Origin of the sequence: Enterococcus sp. 1001283B150225_161107_E12, assembly GCF_015556925.1 — a bacterium.
GTDB lineage: Bacteria > Bacillota > Bacilli > Lactobacillales > Enterococcaceae > Enterococcus_B > Enterococcus_B mundtii.
Window position 1 is genome coordinate 29066 of the sequence record NZ_JADNNI010000001.1, and the last position, 23315, is coordinate 52380.

General features: G+C 39.8%; 21 protein-coding genes and 1 other RNA gene (1 of these 22 cut by a window edge). 18 read left to right on the plus strand and 4 right to left on the minus strand.

What is annotated here, in order from left to right:
* From I2F89_RS00105 to I2F89_RS00140, 8 genes are all read left to right on the plus strand, one after another.
* Positions 1-849, plus strand: the 3' end of a protein-coding gene (locus I2F89_RS00105; RefSeq protein ID WP_195513189.1) for a MucBP domain-containing protein. Its footprint begins 1407 nt before the window's first position; the window shows 849 of its 2256 coding nt (coding positions 1408-2256); its start codon lies beyond the left edge, outside the window; the stop codon is at positions 847-849.
* A 31-nt stretch (positions 850-880) separates the two neighbouring features.
* The gene (locus I2F89_RS00110; RefSeq protein ID WP_071867232.1) at positions 881-1441 is read left to right on the plus strand and encodes a hypothetical protein; all 561 of its coding nucleotides are present in this window, start codon (positions 881-883) and stop codon (positions 1439-1441) included.
* Positions 1442-1487: 46 nt separating this feature from the next.
* Positions 1488-1667, plus strand: coding sequence for a hypothetical protein (locus I2F89_RS00115; RefSeq protein WP_071867233.1), 180 nt, complete (start codon positions 1488-1490; stop codon positions 1665-1667).
* A 67-nt stretch (positions 1668-1734) separates the two neighbouring features.
* On the plus strand, positions 1735-2925 hold the full coding sequence (locus I2F89_RS00120; protein WP_195513190.1) for a hypothetical protein: 1191 nt from the start codon (positions 1735-1737) through the stop codon (positions 2923-2925).
* 154 nt (positions 2926-3079) lie between these two features.
* Positions 3080-6034 carry an InlB B-repeat-containing protein gene (locus tag I2F89_RS00125; protein WP_195513191.1) on the plus strand — a complete coding sequence of 985 codons (2955 nt, stop codon included), beginning with the start codon at positions 3080-3082 and terminating at the stop codon, positions 6032-6034.
* Between the two features lie 54 nt (positions 6035-6088).
* Complete coding sequence (locus tag I2F89_RS00130) at positions 6089-6613, plus strand: hypothetical protein (protein ID WP_086334630.1); 525 nt, start codon at positions 6089-6091, stop codon at positions 6611-6613.
* A 24-nt stretch (positions 6614-6637) separates the two neighbouring features.
* Positions 6638-7201: a hypothetical protein gene (locus tag I2F89_RS00135; protein WP_071867237.1), complete on the plus strand. Its 564-nt coding sequence runs from the start codon at positions 6638-6640 to the stop codon at positions 7199-7201.
* A gap of 5 nt (positions 7202-7206) precedes the next feature.
* Positions 7207-7578 carry an LPXTG cell wall anchor domain-containing protein gene (locus I2F89_RS00140; RefSeq protein ID WP_086334632.1) on the plus strand — a complete coding sequence of 124 codons (372 nt, stop codon included), beginning with the start codon at positions 7207-7209 and terminating at the stop codon, positions 7576-7578.
* Positions 7579-7665: 87 nt separating this feature from the next.
* On the opposite strand, the gene I2F89_RS00145 is transcribed toward I2F89_RS00140, so the two are convergent.
* Together I2F89_RS00145 and recU are read right to left on the minus strand one after the other, a co-directional pair.
* Positions 7666-10056 (minus strand): PBP1A family penicillin-binding protein, encoded by a 2391-nt coding sequence (locus I2F89_RS00145; protein ID WP_071867239.1) that lies wholly within the window; start codon positions 10054-10056, stop codon positions 7666-7668.
* Entirely contained in the window at positions 10046-10687 is a 642-nt protein-coding gene (gene recU / locus I2F89_RS00150; RefSeq protein WP_071867240.1) for a Holliday junction resolvase RecU, read from the minus strand. The genes I2F89_RS00145 and recU overlap by 11 nt, the downstream gene beginning before the upstream one ends.
* A gap of 64 nt (positions 10688-10751) precedes the next feature.
* On the opposite strand from recU, the gene I2F89_RS00155 reads away from it, so the two are divergent.
* From I2F89_RS00155 to I2F89_RS00185, 7 genes are all read left to right on the plus strand, one after another.
* Entirely contained in the window at positions 10752-11291 is a 540-nt protein-coding gene (locus I2F89_RS00155) for a DUF1273 domain-containing protein (RefSeq protein ID WP_010735546.1), read from the plus strand.
* Between the two features lie 89 nt (positions 11292-11380).
* On the plus strand, positions 11381-11794 hold the full coding sequence (gene gpsB / locus I2F89_RS00160; protein ID WP_071867241.1) for a cell division regulator GpsB: 414 nt from the start codon (positions 11381-11383) through the stop codon (positions 11792-11794).
* Positions 11795-11812: 18 nt separating this feature from the next.
* Positions 11813-12183, plus strand: an RNA gene (gene rnpB / locus I2F89_RS00165) — RNase P RNA component class B.
* 298 nt (positions 12184-12481) lie between these two features.
* A complete protein-coding gene (locus I2F89_RS00170) occupies positions 12482-13651 on the plus strand; it encodes a THUMP domain-containing class I SAM-dependent RNA methyltransferase (protein ID WP_010735544.1) in 1170 nt (389 codons plus the stop codon).
* An 81-nt stretch (positions 13652-13732) separates the two neighbouring features.
* Positions 13733-14197, plus strand: a complete 465-nt coding sequence (locus tag I2F89_RS00175; protein WP_071867242.1) for an ASCH domain-containing protein — start codon at positions 13733-13735, stop codon at positions 14195-14197.
* 63 nt (positions 14198-14260) lie between these two features.
* On the plus strand, positions 14261-15763 hold the full coding sequence (locus I2F89_RS00180) for a carboxypeptidase M32 (RefSeq protein WP_115357593.1): 1503 nt from the start codon (positions 14261-14263) through the stop codon (positions 15761-15763).
* A 30-nt stretch (positions 15764-15793) separates the two neighbouring features.
* Positions 15794-16468 carry an HD domain-containing protein gene (locus I2F89_RS00185; protein ID WP_071867244.1) on the plus strand — a complete coding sequence of 225 codons (675 nt, stop codon included), beginning with the start codon at positions 15794-15796 and terminating at the stop codon, positions 16466-16468.
* Between the two features lie 181 nt (positions 16469-16649).
* Here I2F89_RS00185 and I2F89_RS00190 read toward each other — a convergent pair whose 3' ends face one another.
* Positions 16650-16976: a hypothetical protein gene (locus I2F89_RS00190; RefSeq protein ID WP_019723502.1), complete on the minus strand. Its 327-nt coding sequence runs from the start codon at positions 16974-16976 to the stop codon at positions 16650-16652.
* Between the two features lie 127 nt (positions 16977-17103).
* Between I2F89_RS00190 and I2F89_RS00195 the strand changes: the two genes are divergently transcribed.
* Both I2F89_RS00195 and I2F89_RS00200 read left to right on the plus strand, forming a co-directional pair.
* Positions 17104-18249 (plus strand): VanZ family protein, encoded by a 1146-nt coding sequence (locus I2F89_RS00195; protein WP_074798930.1) that lies wholly within the window; start codon positions 17104-17106, stop codon positions 18247-18249.
* A gap of 75 nt (positions 18250-18324) precedes the next feature.
* Positions 18325-19674 carry a DEAD/DEAH box helicase gene (locus tag I2F89_RS00200; RefSeq protein WP_071867247.1) on the plus strand — a complete coding sequence of 450 codons (1350 nt, stop codon included), beginning with the start codon at positions 18325-18327 and terminating at the stop codon, positions 19672-19674.
* Between the two features lie 109 nt (positions 19675-19783).
* Here I2F89_RS00200 and I2F89_RS00205 read toward each other — a convergent pair whose 3' ends face one another.
* Complete coding sequence (locus I2F89_RS00205; protein ID WP_074798931.1) at positions 19784-20212, minus strand: GNAT family N-acetyltransferase; 429 nt, start codon at positions 20210-20212, stop codon at positions 19784-19786.
* 380 nt (positions 20213-20592) lie between these two features.
* On the opposite strand from I2F89_RS00205, the gene alaS reads away from it, so the two are divergent.
* Positions 20593-23235: an alanine--tRNA ligase gene (gene alaS / locus I2F89_RS00210; RefSeq protein ID WP_071867249.1), complete on the plus strand. Its 2643-nt coding sequence runs from the start codon at positions 20593-20595 to the stop codon at positions 23233-23235.
* The last annotated feature ends 80 nt before the right edge of the window (positions 23236-23315 follow it).

Genomic DNA, 23315 nt, shown 5'->3' on the forward strand with positions numbered 1-23315 from the left:
GAATTCATTGGCGATTCTTCTATGAATACGAACGAAGTGATTACAGATGTCGGGAATGTCGGTGATCGTTTTGAATTGACGCCACGAACAGAAGCGGGTTGGCAAGTAAAGGGTGAGTTGCCAGAAGTGATAGTGACAGAACAAGCACAAACGGTGACGATTCAATACGAGCGAAAACCTGGAGGTGCCATCACCGTCAATCATGAATTCATTGGCGATTCTTCTATGAATACGAACGAAGTGATTACAGATGTCGGGAATGTCGGTGATCGTTTTGAATTGATGCCACGAACAGAAGCGGGTTGGCAAGTAAAAGGTGAGTTGCCAGAAGTGATAGTGACAGAACAAGCACAAACGTTAACGATCCAATACGAGCGTAAAGTTGGCGGTCAAGTAGTCGTCAACCACATTTTTGAGGAAGCACCTGAAAAAAATCGAATGGACATTCTACTTGGACGTTGGGGAGAAGCTTTTAAGGCGGAGCCAATGCAAATAGCTGGTTGGGAAGTAAAAGAAACCATCGGCCAACCTACAGGTGTATTTACAGATGAGGAGCAAGAGATAAATTTCATCTATGTTAGGAATGAGGAGCAGCCGATACCAGAGGAAGACAAACCTAATGATAATAAGGATAAGCACCCTGAGACCAAACCGGTGGACCAAACAACTGACAAAAAAACTTCAACTAAAAAGAATGATGGGGTCGCAATCAGAAGAAAAGAAGAGAAGCGTTCGCTACCAAGATTGAATAGTCAAGCAGGTATTTCCTTAACTGTAGTAGGGACGTCAATGGTTGCATTTGTCTTTTGGAAACAACTAAAAAAGCGAACTAAATGTAAAAATAAATGATACCAAACGTTTGATTTAAAGGAGGAGTTCGATGATCACCAATGAACAGCCAGATCCAGAGGTAAAAATGCTACAAAAAACATCGTTGAAAACACCTAAATTTGGTTTTATGGGACTGAAATATTTAGGAAGATTTGTCGTCAAAGTGACGAAGATGATCAAAAATAGAATCACAAAAAAGAAAGAAAAAGAGCAATCACCTTTAGAAGCATCTGCTAATACGACGAAGGCAACTAAAAAACAACCTGTCAAGTTGGAAGCTGCGAAAGAAAAAGCGCCTGTTGTAAAAAATATCGCAACAAAAACCAATCGGAACCTTTTTCAGTTTTTATACAAATTAGGAGCGAACTTCATGAAGTTTGATCTATTAAAGAGTATAAAGACCCTCGGTATTGGTGCTACCTCTTCACAACGAAGAATTAAATCAGCCGAAGTCAAAACAGTGAAAGCGGCAAAACAACAATCCGTTGCTAAAATCAAAAAATTGAGCTTTTCCACAGTAAAAAAAGAGGCAATCAGTAAAAGTAATAAAATCAATCAATTATCAAAAAATAATCAGTTAACTAGAAGACCGTCATTGCAAAGATCATAAAGAATTCTCATGATCAATTGGAGGCATCCTGATTGGAGGAGAAAGAATGGAATATGAGCGTATGAGTGATGAACAACGAAGAAACGGTCGCGAAACTAAGCGAATCCAAACAACGAAAAGGATAGAAGAAAACAAGAGAGAGCAAGAACGCGTTTATTTGGAGAGTGTTCGATCGTCAGAGGGATTCAAACGTTCGTTACAAAAGAAAAATAAAAATAAGAAATAAGTCATTTTGTTCATAAATAATATCGCGAAGACAGATAAAGGATTTCTTTAAGAAAGTGGGAATGATAATGGATGAACAACTCATAAAATTAAACCAAAGAATTGCACGCATAAAAGATATCAATGATCCTGAATACGATCGCTTAGTAGCAGAGAGAAATAAGGTGCGACAACAAATCGCTGCGCGGAATGAAAGACAGCCGACTGCTTCATCCAGTACCTCGAGAGTAACTGAAGTAAAAACTGATTCTAAAAAGATTCACCAATTAACGGAAAAAATTTCAGAGAAACAAGCGCAAATAAACCGTATCAAAGATATGAGTGATCCCCGCTATGAAAAATTAGAAGCGGAGAAAACACAGTTGATCAGAGAAAGAGAAAGTGAACGTCTCAAATCAGCTAAGAGTCATGAACTTACAGATAAAACAGGCATAGCTGGGCAAGCAAATGGGGTCTCAACGATCGACAAAGAAGATTTAAAAAATGCTCAAAAAATGATCCACCACGATCTGGACCAACAATTTAAAAAACTATCTAATTTTTTTGAGGAGTATAAATTTAAGTATGATTCATCAAAGGATGAAAAAAACATCAAGGAATTAGGTGAGAATATCGACATGCATAAAAAAAGATATGACCTGAAGATGAAAAATAGTTTTAATGACGGGGGGTTCTATGGCAGGTTTAAGAAAAATGAAAAACAAAGTGAACTAGCACTCGGAATTTTTATCGAAAAATGGAAAGAAGACCAAGGCTACCATCGAGATACTCATTCCGCTATTGAAAAAATCCATGAATTAAAAGATACAATTGTAAAAAATCATAATTTAGAGAAATACAGTATGAAAGTCAACACGAAACAAAATGAATTAGCCGAATTACAAAGTAAAAAACAGCGAATCAATTTTTTTAGTAAGTATATTTTTAATCGCGAAAAATATCGTCAATTAAAAAATCAGATCCATGAATTAAAAAACGAATTGAATATTATAAGAGAAGCTCGATCACTAGCTATGAAAGGCGATTTCACAAAAGCAGAGGCTTTATTCAATGTGAGTGAACGCACAGGGACTTCTCATGAAGTGAAGCAGCGAAGACTTACTCAAAAAACGTTATCGCCTTCCTTGGCTACAAGTATTCCTGGTCCTAGTAAACTGCAAAACAAAATGGAAGCAAGCATAAGCAAATCAGCAGAAATCATGCAACAAAAGAATACGGACAAATTACGTAGTTCTTCACATAAGGAATTACGAGCATAAAAACGGGTCTCCTATTGATATCAATTTTATCAATAGGAGATATCACTGATCAGTGTGTAAAATAATGACAGATGTTTTTTATTCGGAACCATTCATTAAAAGAAAAAGATCGATATGTTTATTTATTCCAACAGTTAATCATTAAGGAGCACCAATGAAAAGTAGAATTAATCATAATAAAACTATCATTTTATTGACCGTATTCGTTGTTCTATTGTCTCATCTACCTTTTCATTTTGTTTATGGATCAGAAACCAGTGAACCCGCTAATGAAATCCAGAATGAGGCAAGGGTAGACTTAGCTAGAGATGTAACGATTACATTTGAAACAAGTCCGTCAGAAGGTGGAAATCCTTACCGTACAAGTAGTAATCAGATGCCACCACTTGGAACGGTGTATACCATACATGCGAATCCGAATCCAGGATTTCGTTTTGTTCAATGGGAATTAGTATCCAGTGATGGCGTTTCTATACAAAACCCAAATGCAGAGGTAACAAATCTCAATACAGGTGGCGGACCTACAGGACCGATAAGTGCGACAGCAAGGATTCGAGCGGTTTATGAGCGAGTGTACAACTTAACCTTTCAATCTTCTCCAAATGCTGGAGGAAATCCAAGAGCGGATCAAACAATACTGGCACAAGGTGAAACGACCACGATCCATGCCAACGTTTCGAATGGATATCGCTTTGTTCAATGGGAGCCTGTTTCTGGAAACGCGACTATTGCAAACCGAACGAGTCAAAGTACATCCATTACGATGGGGGCAGGAGATTCGTCCATTCGAGCAGTCTACGAACAAATCACCCATAGTGTGAGTGTGCAGGCAAATCCAACGATTGGTGGCAATCCTACGGTTTCAGCTTCATCCGCTGCCCAAGGAGCAACCATCAATTTGAATGCAAATCCAGCTACCGGTTATCGTTTTGTCAATTGGCAGTTTCGAACCCAAAATGGTGCAACCATAACGAATAGTAATCTGGCGAATACCAGTTTACGAATGGGTACGGGACCTGTGAGCGTTCAAGCTAATTTTGAACGCTTGGAACAAGGCAGTGTCGTCGTAAGGTATGTGGACGAAGAGGGTAATGAGTTAGCGCAAAGTGATATTTTAACGGGATTTAGCGGAGAAGCATATCGTACAGAAGCAAAAGAAATCGAAGGGTGGGAATTGCTTGTTACACCGGAAAATGCAACAGGGGTTTTCACGAATATTGAGCAGATAGTCACCTATATCTATCGGAAGAATCAGGAGTTATGGGGAACTGTCCCTTGGGAATACGACGAGGCAACGAAAACGATCCATTTGTATGGTGGAATCGCTGGATCGGTCCCAGAAGCGCCATGGAAAGTTCACTCAGAAGTTGAAACTATTCGTGTCATCAATGAAGTATTTTTACCAGAAAATAGCGCATCTTTATTTTACGAGTTAAATCAGTTGAAAAGTATTGAAGATGCAGGAAAGTTCAATACATCCGGAGTTACGAATATGAGCAGAATGTTTGCAAGTACAACAGCACTAAAAGAGCTCAATATTAGTCAATGGGATGTGTCTAATGTAACTAGCATGAGTCACACATTTGCATGGATGAGCAATTTAAGAAAGTTAGATGTCAGTCAATGGAATGTGTCTAATGTGACGAATATGAGCCACGCATTTGCTTGGACATATAGCTTGTCGGACCTTGATGTCAGTCAATGGAATGTTGAGAATGTGACCAGTATGACGAATTTATTTATGTCTTCCTCTTCACTAACTGAATTAGATTTGAGTAATTGGGACACAAGAAATAAAGATATTAGGGGCATGTTCCATCTTGCATCAAGACTTTCATCCCTTAAATTAGGAGAAGAATCAGTTATCGGAAATACCAGCTTACGAACTATCGTTCCGACAGCGGAATATACAGGGCGATGGGTGCTTGAAGAAAGTTTGGATAGTTCAGTTCGAACAATCGCGTTTGAGAATTCAAACGAATTTATGGCAAATTATGACGGAAATCATCCAGGAACTTATGTATGGGAACGTTCTCGTCCGGAAGAATTAGTGGCAGCATTAGAGCCATTAAGTGACCAATCAACAGCAATCACTGGCTGGATGACAGAAGTAACGGATAGTCGAACAATCACTTACCAAAATACAGCGGGACAAACAGTCAGTGTAACTAAAGAATCACCGAGGATCAAGTGGGGAGATTACCAAGATGCAGATCAACGGATTCGACAGTTTGAGATACCCTTAGCAGAAAATGAGCGTTTAGCAACAGACACACAGGTAAAGCTCGCTATTGCTAAACCATCCGTCGAAACAACTGGTGATTTGACGATTGACGAAAAGGTAATCAAAGGGATCGACTACACTGCAAATCACTTCACATTAAAACGTAAGAAGTTAGAGGGCTTAACCAGTGAAGCAGAACTCCATGAATTGATTCTGAAGGAAAGTCAGGCAACAGCACACGATGTTTTGACACAGGACGATCGCAGTCAGGAAATTAAAATCGTAGCTACGGATTTAACCAAGGATGAAGTGGACGATGGCACGTATTTTGCTACATTTCAAGTAGGGAACAAAGCCTATCAGTTTACAATAGGCATTGATGTTAGCTCGAAGATCCATCATCTAAAAGTTTCCATACCGACGAAAATGGTGTTCGAATCCCTCTACCAAGGCGAGGAAACTAATCGTGAATTTGTTAGTCCAGATTACGAGATCCGTAATCATTCAGATCTTTCTGTTGATACGTATGTGAATCAGTTCATTGTTGAAGATGATGCAGGGGTCACCTTGTTAAGAGAGGATGAAAATCCTTTAGATCACGCGCCATTGCAAGAAGGACAACCGAAAAACTTCTCTGATATCAAACAACCATTATTGGAATTACAGTTGATGTCTAATGAAACCAAAATTTCTTTATATGAACGAAGAAGTGAACAACGCCTGGCACAAGTTGCACCATATTCAAGTGTCCCTTTCCATTTGACCGGTCGATTTTATGGGCCATATCCTAAGTGGATCTCGGAAAGTGACAATGAACAAGGGGGCTATTATCAAGATTCATTCGTTCCCACCTATCGTATGATTTTACGATTTGTTCCCAGATAGCGGGCATAGATGTACGAGATAAAAGAATGATAATGACTAGGAGACGTTCAACCAATGAGTAAAACAAAACGAAGGAATCAACAAAAGAAACGACGGAAGAACGGTGTCTTATTATTGTTTGTTTCTTTAATGGTGATGGCTGTTGCTAGTTGGTATTGGTTTGGTCACAAAGAACCCACTCCAGTTATCAGCGCGGATTTGTTACCTGAAATCAGTGATGCGAGTGATCAACGGATTTCTGAGCGTGCGCAAGAACTAGCAGATGCAAATTATTTCACCTTGCAGATCAACCCAGAAGCAGTTTTCGAAAATGGCAGAAGTCGTGGATCGATCGAAATCGTCAATCCTGGCACGAATGTTTATCCGATTGCGGTCGATATTACGATCAATGATACGAAAGAAGTGATTTATTCTTCTGGCGCGATTTATCCCAATCAATTGATTGAAGCGGTGTATTTGAAGCGACCTTTAGAAAAAGGAGAATATCCAGCAACAGCGACAGTCAATATCTATGATCCAGAAACCAAAGAAAAACAAGGCGTAACCGAAGCAGAAATCAGCATATTGATAAAAAATTAATCCAATTTAAGTGAGGCTACCTAAATGAAAAAAGCAACAAAATTAGTGTTAAGTATTCTAACAATTACAGGAGTATGTATTAGTGGAATTACCGCTTTTGCTAGTCCAGTCCAAACCATCGATGGGCGAGAAGGTGCAACTTCTGGAGATATCACTATAAAGGGGATCATCGGTGAATTTGATAATACAAAGCCTGGTCCAAATCCAGAAAATCTCGATCAATGGATCAATGTGACCCTACCGACGACAGCTATTTTCCGGACAACAGAAGAATCTGAGCATAAAAAGATTACTTCTCCGGCTTATCACGTGACGAACCATTCTGCGCTAAGTGTGCGGGCTTCCGTCTCAAATGTGACAGAAGTCAAAGAAATGAGCGAAGTGGATCGACTAACGATCAACACGATCGAATTATTCAACAAAGGAGTTTCGACAGTTACAGCTACGCCTTTATTCACCTTATCTGGTAATGAGGGGAATCATACAGTCGGTAACTTCCAATTTAGTGGGGATGCGACACCGAGAAATGCTTCCGTAGAAAGTAATCCGAGCTTTAAACTAGTATTGAATTTTGCAGTAGAGGAATAAAGCGAATGGAAAATCTACTATCAGATAGTACGATGAGGAAGTCTAGAAGTAAAAAATGGCAAGTTTTATCGGTACTACAAATACTTTTTATTATCAGCTTATCCTGTTCAACCATAGTCAAGGCAGAAGAGGTGCACTCCACTCACAATATCAGAGTATCTGGTACGATTGGATCAACTGTTGAAGAAACAAAAGAAGCAAATAAGCACCAGACACTAGTCGCTGATCTTTCTGCGATCACAAAACAAAATCTACCCGAAACAGGAACAGTAGTAAATCAACGAATTGTTTTCTTAGGTTATCTGTTGATTGGTATTTCTGGGGGAGTAGTTTTGTTTTCTAGAAAACGAAACTATCCTATTGAATACTTAAAATGATCGATCTAGTAGGGAAATGAGCGTTGAAAAATGACAGAAAACGAGTAAACAAAAAAGCCATCCGCAGAGGATGGCTTTTTTCTATGGTCAATCACTACTGTTTCTAGACGAAGATCGAGTAGAAGGTGCAGTTCGTGTCCCGCTGTCACCACCAGCAGCATTTGTATCTTCGGAACTTGGCGGCGTAGCAGAGGATTCAGGTGGTGCTTCCTCGCTAGAAGATGCTGGTGGTTCTGTAGAAGGCTCACTACTTGGTTCAGTTGGTTCACTACTTGGTGGCGTTGACTGTTCAGAGCTACTAGGTTCAGTCGTTGAGCTTGTAGAAGTCTCAGGAACAGTTTCGCTCGTTGAAGAATCTGGAACAGGAGTTACAGGGACGACCGCAGATGAAGAAGGAATCGTCGTTGACGGCACCGTAGCGTTTGAATTGCCAGATGATGATGCATTTCTAAAGAATAATTCACCACCAGAACGGTACAGTCCGTTAGGCATCGTCCAATCCGTATTTGTCACATTTGCGGAGACAAATTTCATCAATTCGCGATAAACATCTGAAGCTACATCTGTTCCAGTGGAAGTGATCGGAGTCATTTTATCATTGTATCCCGTCCACACAGAAATTGCATAATTCGGTGTGTAACCAGCAAATAAAATATCTGGATAAACGCCCGTTGAGGTACCTAACTTAGCATATTCCTCGTCCGTATAATTAGATGTTCCTGTTTTACCTGCTTGGATCAACCCTGGGATTGCGGCATTCGTACCGGTTCCGCGAGTAATCGTATCTTTCAAGATGTCAGTAACCATATACGCTGTCTCTTCAGACATCGCTCTTGTTCCTTCTGGTTCAAATGTTTCTTCAGTGCCATCTTGGAAAACGATCCGATTAACGTATTGTGGTTTATAGTAAGTACCACCGTTTGCTAAGGCAGCGTATGCTGCGGCCATTTTTTCAGAAGAAGCACCGTATTTTGTACCATCTTGTTGTTCAGTATTACTTGAAATCGCATTTGACTGATGGATCGTGCTATATTCGATCCCTAAGCTACTCAAGAATTCTGCAACTTTATCTGCGCCAACTTCATTGAAGAGCTTGACTGCAGGGACGTTTCTTGAAAGGTATAACGCTTGGCGCAAGGTGACCATTCCCATGTAACGGTTGTCCCAGTTCGAAACAGGAATAGAAGTTCCTTCATAATTGTAAGGTGCATCGGCGATCAATTTGCCAGTAGAATAGTTCAATTCTTCAAATGCTGGCGCGTAGTCAGTGATCGGTTTCATGGTTGAACCAAAGTCACGAGAGGTATTAACAGCTAAGTTATTACCTAAAGCGACATCATCCGGAATGTTTCTTCCACCGATCTGCGCGGTGACTTGTCCAGTATTGACATCGATCAACGTAGTGGCTACTTGCATTTGATCATCTGGATATGCAACGTATTGATCTGTATTCACCACATCATATAAGTGTTTTTGGGCATTCAAGTCTAAGTTCGTATAAATATCCAAGCCATCGGTATAGACATTCTTGTCTGTTTTAGCATGGACTTCATTGATGACCTCTTTGACATAATTGTCGACGATCCGTGTATTAGTGTCTTCTTGGGTTAATTCTTGCAACCCATCCGTAATCGGTGTATTGATCGCTGTATCGTACTCTGTTTGAGAGATTTTTTCGTTTTGGAGCATCGTGTACAAGACAGTATCACGACGTTTTTTTGCTTGCTCTGGAAACTGGTAAGGATCATAAGCTGACGGTGCTTGAGGCATTCCTGCTAAAAGCGCGGTTTGCGGTAAATTCAATTCGCTTAATGTTTTTCCAAAGTAAGATTGAGCCGCTGTTTCCATGCCATAAAGACCGTTAGACATATAGACTTTGTTGACATAGTAGGTCAATATCTCTTGTTTTGATTTCGTTTGTTCCAGTCTGACAGCCATCCAGGCTTCTTGGGCTTTACGTCTGATTGTTTGGTCTTCGGTACTAGTTGAGAAGAAAGAGAGCTTGATCAGCTGCTGAGTCAACGTACTACCACCTTGTAAGCCGCCAGATGTAAAGTTGGATAATGCGGCACCGATGATCCGAACAGGGTCGACACCGATATGTTTGTAAAATCTTCGGTCTTCGACTGAAACGATGGCATCTTCAAGTGTCTTTGGCAGTTCATTGGCAGAAATTTTTTCTCTTTTTTCTGCTCCTAGATCCTCAAATAACTCGCCATCTTTCGTATAAAGTTTTGACGAAACTGTTGCATCCAGTTTTTCGTCTGTCAAAGCAGGAGCATCTTTGGCATAAAACCAAAAAAGTCCGACCCCTGCGAGAAAAGCGACACAGATCAAGGAAAGACCAATTAAAAGAATACGTGTGATCAATCCTTTTCGATCTTTTCCAGTGCCTTTTTTCGTTGATTGTTTTCCTCTTTTCTTTGGAGAAGAAGAGGAGGTGCTTCTTTTAGAAGATCTCGTTTGATTAGTTGGCATTCTTTGGTTCTCCTTCATTAGATTCTAAGTACTGGTCGATTGCTTGCAAGTATGGAACACGAGGGGCAAAGCCACTTGGAATCTCGATTCCTAATTCTTCAATCAATGAAAGCGGCAAGGATTTCCTTCCTTGTGTCTGTTGTTCGTGCCAATAGTGGACTAAATGTGTACTATCCAAATAAAAACAACGCTGTAAGGCAGAAAACCATAAAAGGACAAAACAGATTCCTCCTTGTTTTTGACAAGCTTCCATATGTGAGATTTGATGGGGATGAAAATTTTTAAATGGAAATGAAGTTTTGTTTTTTGTCTCTTTTGCTTCAAAATCCAAATAGAAACCTCGATAGACACCGTTATAATCAGTTGTGGAAGCCTGTGTAAAATAAGCTTCTTTAATGACAGCGGCACTACGTCGAGGGTAGTCAACTTTTACGATTTGAACCGGTGTTGGCTTTTTATGGATAACGGCCATTTGATGTGCCAGATAATACTCGTTGCTTTCATTGATGGCTTCTTCAAATCGCATCCCGCGATTGCCAAACTCCGTATTTGGGTTCCTTTTTACTTGTTTTTTTTCTTTGGACGAGGCATCCTTGATATAAGGACGGCCATTTGGATAGCGTAAAACCATGATCGAATCACTCTCCTAGGCCACATTATAGCAAAAAAGCACAGAGAAAGAAAAGGAAACTGGAATGGATACAATAAAAGTAATGTATATCTCTGGTTATCGCAGTTTTGAATTAGGTATATTCAAAGATAATGACCCTAAAATGACAGTTATTAAAAAAGTTTTAAAAAATGAATTGACCCAATTGGTGGAAGAAGGATTGGAATGGGTGATCATCAGCGGTAACTTAGGCGTCGAATTATGGGCAGGTGAAGTCGTCGCTGAAATGAAGACGGATTATCCAGAATTGAAGCTTGGGATCATTTATCCGTTTGCAGAGTTTGGCAATGGTTGGAATGAGAACAATCAGGAAAAGAAAAGGCTGGTAGAACAGCTTTCTGACTATCGTGAGTCGGTGAGTCACCAACCCTATCAATCACCAAGTCAACTAAGAAATCATACCCAATTTATTCTACAACATACAGACGGAACACTATTGATTTATGATCCAGAATATCCTGGAAAAACAGACTATTTTTTTAAGGATGCACAAAAATATCAAGGGAGTCATCCTTATGAGATTCGAACCGTCAGCATGGATGATTTGCAAAATTTTAGTGAATAAAATAATATAGTGTTTGATTTATCAAGTCTTTTCCGATACAATAAAAAAGTAGAAACGTTAATACGTAAATGAGAACTAGAGGTGTAAATATGGCGAATTTGATTTATAGTCCTAAAGACATTTTACAACAAGAATTCAAAACAAAAATGCGCGGATATGATCCGATCGAAGTGGACGAATTCTTAGACAATATTATCAAAGATTATGAGAATTACAGCAAACAACTCCTTGCTTTACAAGAAGAAAACGATAAATTAAGTGCAAAAGTCGCTCAATTGTCGAAAAACCAAGGAGCAGCTCCAAGTCGTGCACAACAAACAGAAACTCCGAAAAGTGCGGCAGTAACGAATTTTGATATTTTAAAACGTCTATCAAATCTTGAACGTGAAGTATTTGGTAAAAAATTAGATGCACAAGCAGGAAATGTACCACCAGTAACACCTAATCCAAACAACTATACATCAACAAATGAACATGACAACGAAGCAACACGTCAGTTTTAAGCAATGAATCGATTTGTGGTTTTCGGGTAATCGCGGTCTGGCTTTGACCAGACTGAGGAAAGTCCATGCTCGCACAGGCTGTGATGCCTGTAGTGTTCGTGCTTAGCGAAAAAATAAGCTAAGGTACTCTTTTAGAGTAACGGCAGGAAAACAAGCTAAGGTTTCGGCTATGCTTCAGTATCCTTGAAAGTGCCACAGTGACGAAGCGAATGAGGAAACTTGTTCGGTGGAACGCGGTAAACCCCTCGAGCGAGCAACCCAAACAACGGTAGGGGCGCTTTTTGTCGGGGAATCAGAACGAGACAAAAGGGCAGTTGATCTGCAGATAGATGGTTACCGCTTTGTTTTTTCTCCCTGGAAAAACAAAGTACAGAACATGGCTTATAGAAAACCACATCTTCAGGGAATAAATCGATAGGCGAATAACAGCCTAAAAAATCAGTACTAAGAATAGCTTTTTTTCTACGTCAGGCCTTTTCACATTGAAAAGATCGGATGTAGGGAATTTAGAAGAGGGTGTGACGGAAGCGCACAGCTCCAAGAATTAAGCAGCAACATACGAAAATAACTTATCGTATTTTTGGGTGTTATTGCTTATTTTCTAAGGGCTGCTTCTGCCACACCATTTGTTTGATTATAGAGGACGAAGGTCATCATGCCTCTTTTTTGATTGATAAGGAGAATACAATGGATAAAAATAGAGAATTCAATTTAATAGCGACAGCGGCAAGCGGGCTAGAAGCATTAGTAGGAAAAGAACTTAGAGATCTTGGCATCGAGTGCCAAGTCGAAAATGGTCGTGCGCGTTTCAAAGGAACGATGGAAACGATTGCTACAACAAATCTATGGTTACGTACAGCAGATCGTATCAAGATCGTCGTGGGTGAATTTGATGCCCGTACGTTTGATGAATTATTCGAGCAAGTCAAAGCGTTACCATGGGAAGATTACCTTCCATTAGACGCCTCTTTCCCTGTTGCAGGAAAATCGATCAAATCGACGCTTTATAGTACACCAGACTGTCAAGCCATCACTAAGAAAGCAATTGTTGAAAGACTACGTACGTATTATCATCGTCCGTCTACTGTGCCATTGACAGAAACCGGCGCACATTTCCAACTAGAAGTTGCTTTACTGAAAGATCATGTGTTAGTGACCCTTGATACGACTGGTCCAAGTTTATTCAAACGCGGTTATCGTTTAGAAAAAGGTGGTGCCCCATTAAAAGAAAATATGGCAGCAGCTTTAGTGATGTTGACGAACTGGCGAAAAGATCGTCCGTTTTATGATCCAGTTTGTGGTTCAGGAACACTGTGTATCGAAGCTGCACTGATCGGTCATAATATCGCCCCTGGTTTCAATCGTGAATTTGTGTGTGAGACGTGGGATTGGTTCGATCCGGCTATCATGGAAAAAGTTCGTGCAGCAGCAGAAGAACAGGCAGATTATGATATCGAATTAGATATCACTGGGTCTGATATCAATGGTCAATTGATCGGTATCGCCAGAGCCAATGCGGAAGAGATCGGTTTAGGCGATTCCATCACCTTCCAACAACGGGCAGTGAAGGACTTCAAAACGGAAAAAGAATACGGCGTGATCGTTGCTAATCCCCCTTATGGTGAACGCTTAGGCGAAGAAGAATCCGTTCGTCGTCTCTACAAAGAAATGGGTGAGGTTTTCCGACCATTGAAAACGTGGAGTAAGTACATCTTGACAAGTGATTTGGCATTTGAAGAATTTTACGGACAAAAAGCAACAAAAAAACGTAAATTATACAATGGTGCATTGCGCACAGATCTGTTCCAATATTGGGGAACTCGTCCACCAAGAAAAGAACGGACTGAAAACGAATAACTAGGATATAAGTATGGACACCTAAAAAACATGGTTGGGACTTTAAGACCTTTGACCCTATGATTTTTGGAGGAATTGAAAATGAATGAACAAGCAAAAAAGTATTGGAAAGAATTTTGGCAAGGTGAACTCCCTCCAACAAATGTTACTGCAGAGCAGTGGGGTTGGGAAGGAACACCGATGGCAGATGAGTTGGCAGACTTGATTTTAAAGGGGATCAAAACGGCGTCATGTTCATCATACGATGAATGCCTGTATTACGATGAAGACCCTTTGTCTAAAATTGGAAGTTATACCATTGTTTTAAATAGTAAAGACGAACCTGTAGGCATCATAAAATATACAGATATGACGATAATGCCGATGAATGAAGTAACAGAAGAAATTGCCCGTGCTGAGGGTGAGGGTGATTTGAGCTATGATTACTGGTATAAAGTTCATAAAAAATTTTTTAGGGAATTAATGCCCCAAATTGGAAAAGAATTTTATGAAGAGATGCCCCTTGCTGTTGAACGGTTTGAATTAATCAACGCAAAGGAAATGTAGTAAATGTAAGTGAGCGATAACTATTGGATAAATGATAACTAGGATAAGTTGGAGGATTTTTGGATGAATGAAAAGGAATTTTTGAAAGAAGTCAAAGAAATCGATTTAATGAGTCAAGCGTTAACAGTATTGGACTGGGATATCCAAACAGGTATGCCAGAAAAATCAAGTGAAGAACGCAGTGAAGTCAACAGTTATTTATATGGGCTATACTTCTCAAAAAAAGTCGGACCGAAAATCGCAGAAGCAATCGAATACTTCTCTGCGCACCCTGACGAGTTGTCTGAAGTCGGAAAAACGGTTTTTGAGAAAGTCAAAGAAGACTATGAATTAGAGCATAAAGTACCGGAAGAATTGATGATTGCATTAACTTCTGCGACTTCTAAAGCCCACACAAAATGGCAAGAATCGCGTGAATCAAACCAATTTGCTGATTTTGAATCCGCGTTATCTGAGAACATCAAGATCACAAAACAGTTGATCCCATATTGGCGTAAAGAGGAGAAAACAGACTATGATGTGCTGTTGAATCAATATGAGCCAGGAATGACTGTAGAGATCCTAGACCAAGTATTTGACCAAGTCAAAGAAGGCATTATGTCCATCCGTCAAGCCTTAGTCGAAAAAGGAACAGCCCCCGAAACGGATTTTCTTTCACGTAAAATGACGAAGGAACAACAAAAACGCTTTGTAGTCGGTGTGATCAAACAGTTAGGCTATGATTTTTCTAGAGGTCGCTTAGATGACACGATCCATCCATTTATGATCGGGATCAACCGTAATGATGTCCGCATCACGACACGTTGGAATGAAGAGGACTTCAAAATGGCAACATTTGGAGTGATCCATGAAGCCGGACACGGGATGTATGAACAAAATATTGATGAAAAATATACGTATACACCAGTAGGCGAAGGCACATCAATGGGCATCCATGAGTCGCAATCACTTTTCAATGAAATCATTGTCGGCAGCAACCGCAGTTTCTGGGAAAAGCAGTACCCATTCTTCCAAGAGTGTGCTGAAGGAACCTTTGATGATATTTCTTTTGATGATTTCTATCGTTCATTACAGTATACAAAAGCAAGCTTGATTCGGATCGAAGCAGACAGTTTGACGTATCCATTACACATCATTATACGTTATGAGATCGAAAAAATGATGTTCAATGAAGGATTAGAAGTTGAGAAATTACCAGAAGTATGGAACCAAAAATATGAAGAGTATTTAGGTATCCGTCCAACAAACGATTTAGAAGGGATCTTGCAAGATGTCCATTGGTCAGGTGCAAGTTTTGGTTACTTCCCATCTTATGCGTTAGGATTCATGTATGCTGCACAATTATTACATGCAATGAAAAAAGATATCGCTGTTGATGAGATTTTAGCTTCTGATGATTACTCACCGATCAAAGAGTGGATGACAGAAAAAATCCATCAGTACGGCGCATCAAGAAAACCAAATCAATTGATCCAAGATGCGACAGGAGAAGCATTGAATCCGCAGTACTTGATCGATTTTATGCGAAAACTTTACTTTAGCGTTTATGGTGTTGAAGAAGTCTAAAAAATTCTCTAATAGAAGGTGAAAGCGGCAGTGGATAAATTAAGTGAAATTGCTAACTACAGCATGGCACAATTGTCTTTGGATCGTTCAGGACATGGTGTGGACCATACGAATCGAGTAGTCGAACTTTCTCGACAAGTCCTTGAGACACTACCGCAAGCCGATTCTTTTATCACGCTGGCAGCGGCATATCTACACGATACGATCGATGATAAAGTGGTCGAAGATGAAGAGCAAGCGAAAGAAGGACTCAGAGTCTTTTTGGCAAACATCGGAGTGGCAGAATCAGAGATTCATCAAATCTTTCATATCATCGAAAATATGTCTTTTTCAAAAAGTTTGTCTGATAACGTCGAATTGTCCTTAGAAGGCAAGATCGTACAGGATGCAGATCGTTTAGAGGCGTTAGGTGCGATGGGTATCTTACGTACAGCATATTATGGAGGACATAAGGGGCATCCGATTTTTGACCCAGTTATCCAGCCAATCAATTATACGAACAAACAAGAGTATCGTAAAGGTTCGACAGTCATCAATCATTTTTATGAAAAATTGTTGTTACTGCCAGATCAAATGAATACGGAATTTGCGAAGCAAGAAGCAAAACGACGTGAAGCGTTCATGCGTGAATTTCTAGAGGAGTTCTACAAAGAATGGTTTGTGGGCGAGGATTCACTTGATGCACAAACCTGGCGTAACCGATAATTAAATCAAAAGACATGTCTTGACCATTCGTCCTCTTGCGTCATCTAAAATCAAATAGACGGCGGGAACAGAAGGAAGTTCTTCGTAAAATAAGGCGTCATCCACAAAAAGTTGAAAAACAATTTTCGTGGATAACGCCTTATTTTTTGAGGCTAAACACGTCTGTCTCGACCTCATCTTTCTATTTGTTTTTTTTTCGAATTTGCTTGATCCTTAACAAAGCTCGGAAGATATTCAACAAAAATAATAAAGTAGCAATTCCAATCGGCACCCAGATCAAATAGACAGAATAGCCAAGTTCTGCAGAAAGTTCTGCACTTGAAGTATGTGAAAGCTCAGAGACTGCTTGTTGCCATGTCTGTAAGTTGAAAACAAGCATAAAGCCTGCGATGATCAATAGAATAAAGCCTAAGTAATGGATCGATGTCCGCTTACGAATCAATGCAAAGACTAAATACAGAATAAGTAAAAATGCTGGAACACCAAATACAAAATAAATATTAAGCAAAATGAATCGCCTCCTCATAATAATCATACTTCAATTGATAGGAATTTAAAAATAATTTAGTCATTACTTGCATTCTTTTCACCAATATTGCTAAGATAACTGTATTCAAAGGAGGTCTTTTTGTTTTATGGCAAGTTATATCGAGCCGATTCGTTTTGCGTTGATTGTCTTTCCTTTTCTCGCATTGGCGATTTCTGCTATCTTTTTTATTTATGAATACCGAAAGTATGGAACGTTTCTCCTAACTAGAGCGGTCATTTTATATTCATTTGTCTTTTATCTATTATGTGCTTACTTTTTAGTGATTTTACCTTTACCTACTAAGGAAGCTGTTGCGCAAATGACAGGTCCAAAAATGGAATTACACCTATTTGCGTCTTGGGAGAACTTCAGAGCGAATACAGTCCTCGTCTTGTCCGATCCGAGTACCTATTTACCTGCGATGCGACAAAGTGTTTTTTTAGAGCCATTATTCAATGTCTTTTTACTCTTACCGTTTGGCATCTATTTAAGGTATTATTTCCGACTGTCCTTTGTCAAAACGGTCTTTGCAAGTTTCTGCCTCTCTCTATTTTTTGAGTTGACACAATTAACAGGTCTTTACTTTATCTATCCACGTCCGTATCGATTATTCGATGTCAATGATTTACTAACGAATACATTTGGCGGAATGCTTGGCTATCTTGTGACGCCAATCTTTACGTTTATGTTGCCAACAAGAGCGAGAATGGATGAAGTATCGTATGAAAAAGGCAAGACAGTCTCTTTGACACGCCGTCTGGTTGCCTATTTGATCGATTGGTTTTTCTTATCTATTTGTTCGTCGATCATCGGATTGGTAGCCGGATTATCGTTTGGAAGTAGCGAGTTCACTTCCTACAGTTGGTGGTTGTTCGTGCAAGTCTTTCTCTATTTCATGATCCTTCCTTTCTTAACGAATGGCAGAACACTTGGAAAAAAAATCGTCCGGATCAAGCTAGTTGAAGATGGCAGAGAACGAATCAGATTTCGTGCGTTGTTCATTCGCTATGCGTATCTCTATTTCTTGTTTTATGGGCTAGGCTGGTTGAGTCAATTAGTTGGTCCAGTCATCAATCAAGCAACTGGTGTCACACAGATGAGTGCAGTGTTCATTTTCTTATGTACCTTGGTCGCACAGTTCATTTTCGGTCTGAATCTATTCTTATCTTTTATCCGCAAAAAGAGAGTTTTATTCTATGAGAAAGCGAGTCATACTTACACGATCAGTACGATCAAAGATAGAAAAGCCTGACCTTTTCAAGCAAAATAAGCAAATTTATGGTATAATTCCAAAGTCGTGAAAAATACAAAGAGAAGAGGTGTCGAAATGAGTCATTTTAAACAATTCAATTTTCATCCGTTTATCAACGAAGCGTTAGCAGAAAAAGGGTTCCAACAACCAACAGAAGTGCAAGAACGATTGATTCCTTTGATTTTAAAAGGGAAAAATATCATCGGACAATCACAAACTGGTTCAGGAAAAACGCATACGTTTCTTTTGCCTCTATTTCAAAAAATCAATGCCAATAAAGAAGAAGTCCAAGTGGTGATCACAGCACCAAGTCGTGAACTGGCGACACAGATCTATGAAGCTGCTGTTCAAATCGCTAAGTTTTCCGATCCAGAGATTCGCGTATCGAATTTTGTCGGCGGAACAGACAAACAACGTCAATTAAATCGCTTGAATCACCAACAACCGCAAATCGTTGTCGGTACACCAGGGCGTATCCTTGACATGATGAATGAGCAAGCTTTAAAGATCCATACAGCCTTTGCTTTCATCGTGGATGAAGCAGATATGACCTTAGATATGGGATTCCTGAATGAAGTTGATCAAATCGCTAGCCGCTTGCCAGAAAAATTACAATTTTTAGTTTTCTCAGCAACGATTCCAGAAAAATTACGCCCATTCTTGCGTAAATATATGGAAAATCCAATCATCGAAGAAATCAAGCCAAAAGCAGTGATCTCAGAAGATATCGAGAATTGGTTAGTTTCAACAAAAGGAAAAGATAAGAATCAAACGATCTATCAATTACTGACGATCGGGCATCCTTATTTAGCAATCGTCTTTGCAAACACGAAACAACATGTAGATGAAATCGCTGATTACTTGAAAAACCAAGGACTGAAAATAGCGAAGATCCATGGAGATATCACTCCTCGTGAACGTAAGCGTGTGATGCGCCAAGTGCAAAACTTAGAGTATCAATATGTAGTTGCGACAGACTTAGCTGCTCGTGGTATTGATATCGAAGGTGTTTCTCATGTCATCAATGCGGAGGTTCCAGAAGATCTAGATTTCTTTATCCACCGTGTCGGTCGTACTGGTAGAAATGGCTTAAAAGGAACAGCGATCACTTTATATGCACCAAGTGATGAGCCATTGATCGAAGGCATCGAAAAAATCGGGGTTGTCTTTGAGCCAATGGAAATCAAAAATGGTGAAATCGTTAAAACCTATGACCGTAACCGTCGGACGAAACGAGAAAAATCAAAAGATAGTCTTGACCCAACACTGATTGGTTTAGTCAAAAAGAAAAAGAAAAAGATCAAACCTGGTTACAAGAAAAAAATCGACTGGGCAATTGCGGAGAAAAATAAAAAAGACCGTAAGATCGAAAAACGTCAACAAACGCGTACAGCCAGAAAAAATAAAAAGAATTCCAACAAATAAAAGCAGTCATGAGCGAATCACGCTGCCCTTGACTATCAGCCCCAAAAACCTAAATAGTAAATCTATTTTTGGTTTTGGGGCTGATTTTTTTATGAATAAACAGTTCATATTAGGAGAACTGTTTTCGCATCTGTTGACAAAGGATACCGTCTTCGATTAGTGGGTCTGAGAAACTCTGATAGCCTTGCTTTTCGTAGAAAGGAACGGCGGGGATCTCTGCAATCAAATAGATTTCTTTGAATGCTTCATTTATTGCTCGTTTTTCTGCCAATTGAAGCATTTCTCTGCCAATCCCACGTTTGCGCCAGTCTTTTGCGACACAAAAACGATCAAATTGGATTTGCTCATCGCTTTGTTTTTGGTAACGCAAGGTAGCAATTGGCTGTTCGTTATGGATCATGACAAGGTTCGGGTAATAGGCATCCTTACCGTCAAATTCTAAATGAGCAGGTATTTCTTGCTCTAACACGAATACGTCATAACGTAAAACGTAACTGCTGGCTTTTATCCATTCTTCGGTTCCAAAATACGTTTCCATTATTTTGCCTCCTTTTGGATTCTTTCTTGATTATAGCAAGGAAAACGTAGACCGCAAACAATGAAAAATCAAAAAGTAGGATTGACAGCATCGCTAAGAATACGTATACTGATAAAGTACAAAAAGGACATATAAAGTACAAAAAGGACATAGTTTGTTTTAGACTGACTCACAGAAAATTCTTTCTCGGCTGAAAAAAGAATAGTCACTGTTCAAACTGCTCCCTTTTTCAATTTGATAGAAATATCAACGCGACTCAGCGTTAACGAGTTTAAGAGGTAATGAGTAAACATCATTGCAATCAAGGTGGTACCGCGAGTTTTCGTCCTTGGCTGTAATGGTGTTTTTTGTCGTTTATTATGTAGAAAGAAGGTAAAACAATGAAAAAATTAAGCAGTGCAGAAGTACGTCAAATGTTTTTAGACTTTTTCCAAGAAAAAGGACATACGATCGAACCTAGTGCTTCACTAGTACCGGTCAATGATCCAACCTTATTATGGATCAACTCAGGAGTGGCGACACTAAAGAAATATTTTGATGGATCTGTTGTACCAGACAATCCAAGAATCACGAATGCGCAAAAATCGATTCGGACGAATGATATCGAAAATGTTGGGAAAACAGCTCGTCATCATACGATGTTTGAAATGTTAGGGAACTTCTCGATCGGCGATTATTTCAAAGAAGAGGCAATCCACTGGGCATGGGAATTTTTAACAAGTCCAAAATGGATGGCGTTTGATCCTGAGAAATTATATGTCACTGTTTATCCAAAAGATACAGAAGCAAAACGTATCTGGCACGAAGAAGTTGGGTTATCTCTTGACCATATCGTGGATGTAGAAGATAACTTTTGGGATATCGGTGCTGGACCATGTGGTCCAGATACAGAGATTTTTTATGATCGTGGCGAAGCCTATAATGACTTGGAAGAAGATGATCCTGAAAACTATCCTGGTGGCGAAAATGAACGTTATCTTGAAATCTGGAACTTAGTATTCTCAGAGTTCAACCACAAACCAGATAATACGTTTGAACCTCTTCCACATAAAAACATTGATACGGGCATGGGCTTAGAACGAATGGTTTCCATCGTTCAAGATGCACCAACCAACTTTGAAACAGATTTATTTATGCCGATCATCCATGCAGTTGAGCAATTGAGCAACAAAGTAAAATACGGTGAGGATGCCTTAACTGATATTTCATATAAAGTAATCGCAGACCATATCCGCGCATTATCTTTTGCAATCGGTGACGGGGCATTGCCTTCAAATGAAGGACGCGGCTATGTGTTGCGCCGTTTGTTGCGTCGAGCAGTCATGCACGGAAAAAAATTAGGGATCGAGCAAGCTTTCTTATACCGTTTAGTGCCTGTTGTTGGCGAAATCATGGAGAGCTACTACCCTGAAGTGTTGGAGCAAAAAGAATTTATCGAAAAAGTCGTTCGTACGGAAGAAGAACGTTTCAATGAAACGATCAACGAAGGTCTTGAGATCTTGAATCAAGTGATCAAAGAGGTAAAACAAGCAAACGGAACAACGCTTGCTGGAAAAGATATCTTTAAACTTTACGATACGTATGGATTCCCAGTCGAATTGACAGAAGAAGTGGCGGAAGATGAAGGATTGAATGTCGATCACGCAGGCTTTGAAACAGAAATGCAGGCGCAACGTGAGCGCGCGCGTGCGGCTCGTAATACAGAAACATCGATGGGTGTTCAATCTGCTTTATTGACAGATATCAAAGTAGACAGCAAATTCATCGGTTATGACCATATTGAATCTGACAGTGAATTACTAGTGATCGTCCAAGACGAAACAATCGTCAGTGAACTATCGGATGGGGAAGCTCAATTGATCTTTGATCAAACACCATTTTATGCTGAAATGGGTGGACAAGTAGCCGATCAAGGTTGGATCATTGATGCAGCTGGTGAAACAGTAGCTAATGTGACCGATGTTCGTAAAGCACCAAATGGACAATTCTTGCATAAAGTAGAAGTCCTTTCTGAAATCAAAGAAGGAAACACCTATCATTTATTGATCGATGAACCAAGACGTAACCGAATCGTCAAAAACCATACGGCTACTCACTTATTGCACAAAGCATTAAAAGAAGTATTAGGCGATCATGCCAACCAAGCAGGTTCATTGGTTGCACCAGGCCATTTACGTTTTGACTTCACACATTTTGGGCAGATCACAAGTGAAGAATTGGCGAAAATGGAACAAATCGTGAACGAAAAAATCTGGGAAGCGATTCCTGTCGAAACCATCGAAACAGATATCGACACAGCGAAAAACATGGGCGCAATGGCATTGTTTGGCGAAAAATATGGCAATGAAGTCCGCGTGGTCAATATCGGCGGTTGGTCGATCGAATTATGTGGTGGTACGCATGTCGGTAATACCGAAAACATCGGAATCTTTAAAATCGTTTCTGAATCAGGGATCGGTGCAGGGGTTCGTCGGATCGAAGCGGTGACAAGTAAAGAAGCTTATGAATTGTTGGAAAGCGAAGAACAACAACTAAAAGAAGTTGCGGCAATCGTGAAATCACCACAATTGAAAGAAGTCGTAGCTAAAGCAGAACAATTGCAACAACAAGTAAGAGAACTACAAAAAGAAAATGAACAATTGGCAAGTAAGTTAGCCAACCAACAAGCAGGGGATATTTTCAAAAATCCAGAGACGATCAATGGCAAAACGATCATCACTGCGCAAGTTAAAGTAAAAGATATGAATCAATTGCGTCAATTAGCTGATCAATGGAAACAAAAAGCAGTTTCAGATATTCTTGTCTTGGCAAACGAACAAGAAGGTAAAGTCAGCTTGTTAGCAGCAATGACACCTGAAGCAAATGAAGCAGGCTTAAAAGCCGGCGATTTGATCAAAGCAATCGCACCGAAAGTCGGCGGTGGTGGCGGTGGTCGTCCAGATATGGCGCAAGCAGGTGGAAAAAACCCAGCGGGTATCTCAGACGCATTGACAGAAGCAAAAACATGGTTAGAAAATAAATAGAAGCAAGCGTAGGTTTTTACTACAAATAAATGGCAAGCGAGTTTGGGCTGATTTCCCAAACTCGTTGCTTTATTTTCATT

What these genes read in the sequence shown, in the direction of transcription:
- I2F89_RS00125 (WP_195513191.1), top strand. Translation starts at nt 3,080, where the DNA reads ATGAAAAGTAGAATTAATCATAATAAAACTATCATTTTATTGACCGTA.
- I2F89_RS00120 (WP_195513190.1), top strand. Translation starts at nt 1,735, where the DNA reads ATGGATGAACAACTCATAAAATTAAACCAAAGAATTGCACGCATAAAA.
- I2F89_RS00135 (WP_071867237.1), top strand. Translation starts at nt 6,638, where the DNA reads ATGAAAAAAGCAACAAAATTAGTGTTAAGTATTCTAACAATTACAGGA.
- recU (WP_071867240.1), bottom strand. Translation starts at nt 10,687, where the DNA reads ATGGTTTTACGCTATCCAAATGGCCGTCCTTATATCAAGGATGCCTCG.
- alaS (WP_071867249.1), top strand. Translation starts at nt 20,593, where the DNA reads ATGAAAAAATTAAGCAGTGCAGAAGTACGTCAAATGTTTTTAGACTTT.
- I2F89_RS00205 (WP_074798931.1), bottom strand. Translation starts at nt 20,212, where the DNA reads ATGGAAACGTATTTTGGAACCGAAGAATGGATAAAAGCCAGCAGTTAC.
- I2F89_RS00195 (WP_074798930.1), top strand. Translation starts at nt 17,104, where the DNA reads ATGGCAAGTTATATCGAGCCGATTCGTTTTGCGTTGATTGTCTTTCCT.
- I2F89_RS00155 (WP_010735546.1), top strand. Translation starts at nt 10,752, where the DNA reads ATGGATACAATAAAAGTAATGTATATCTCTGGTTATCGCAGTTTTGAA.
- I2F89_RS00145 (WP_071867239.1), bottom strand. Translation starts at nt 10,056, where the DNA reads ATGCCAACTAATCAAACGAGATCTTCTAAAAGAAGCACCTCCTCTTCT.
- I2F89_RS00180 (WP_115357593.1), top strand. Translation starts at nt 14,261, where the DNA reads ATGAATGAAAAGGAATTTTTGAAAGAAGTCAAAGAAATCGATTTAATG.
- I2F89_RS00170 (WP_010735544.1), top strand. Translation starts at nt 12,482, where the DNA reads ATGGATAAAAATAGAGAATTCAATTTAATAGCGACAGCGGCAAGCGGG.
- I2F89_RS00130 (WP_086334630.1), top strand. Translation starts at nt 6,089, where the DNA reads ATGAGTAAAACAAAACGAAGGAATCAACAAAAGAAACGACGGAAGAAC.
- I2F89_RS00200 (WP_071867247.1), top strand. Translation starts at nt 18,325, where the DNA reads ATGAGTCATTTTAAACAATTCAATTTTCATCCGTTTATCAACGAAGCG.
- gpsB (WP_071867241.1), top strand. Translation starts at nt 11,381, where the DNA reads ATGGCGAATTTGATTTATAGTCCTAAAGACATTTTACAACAAGAATTC.
- I2F89_RS00140 (WP_086334632.1), top strand. Translation starts at nt 7,207, where the DNA reads ATGGAAAATCTACTATCAGATAGTACGATGAGGAAGTCTAGAAGTAAA.
- I2F89_RS00175 (WP_071867242.1), top strand. Translation starts at nt 13,733, where the DNA reads ATGAATGAACAAGCAAAAAAGTATTGGAAAGAATTTTGGCAAGGTGAA.
- I2F89_RS00115 (WP_071867233.1), top strand. Translation starts at nt 1,488, where the DNA reads ATGGAATATGAGCGTATGAGTGATGAACAACGAAGAAACGGTCGCGAA.
- I2F89_RS00110 (WP_071867232.1), top strand. Translation starts at nt 881, where the DNA reads ATGATCACCAATGAACAGCCAGATCCAGAGGTAAAAATGCTACAAAAA.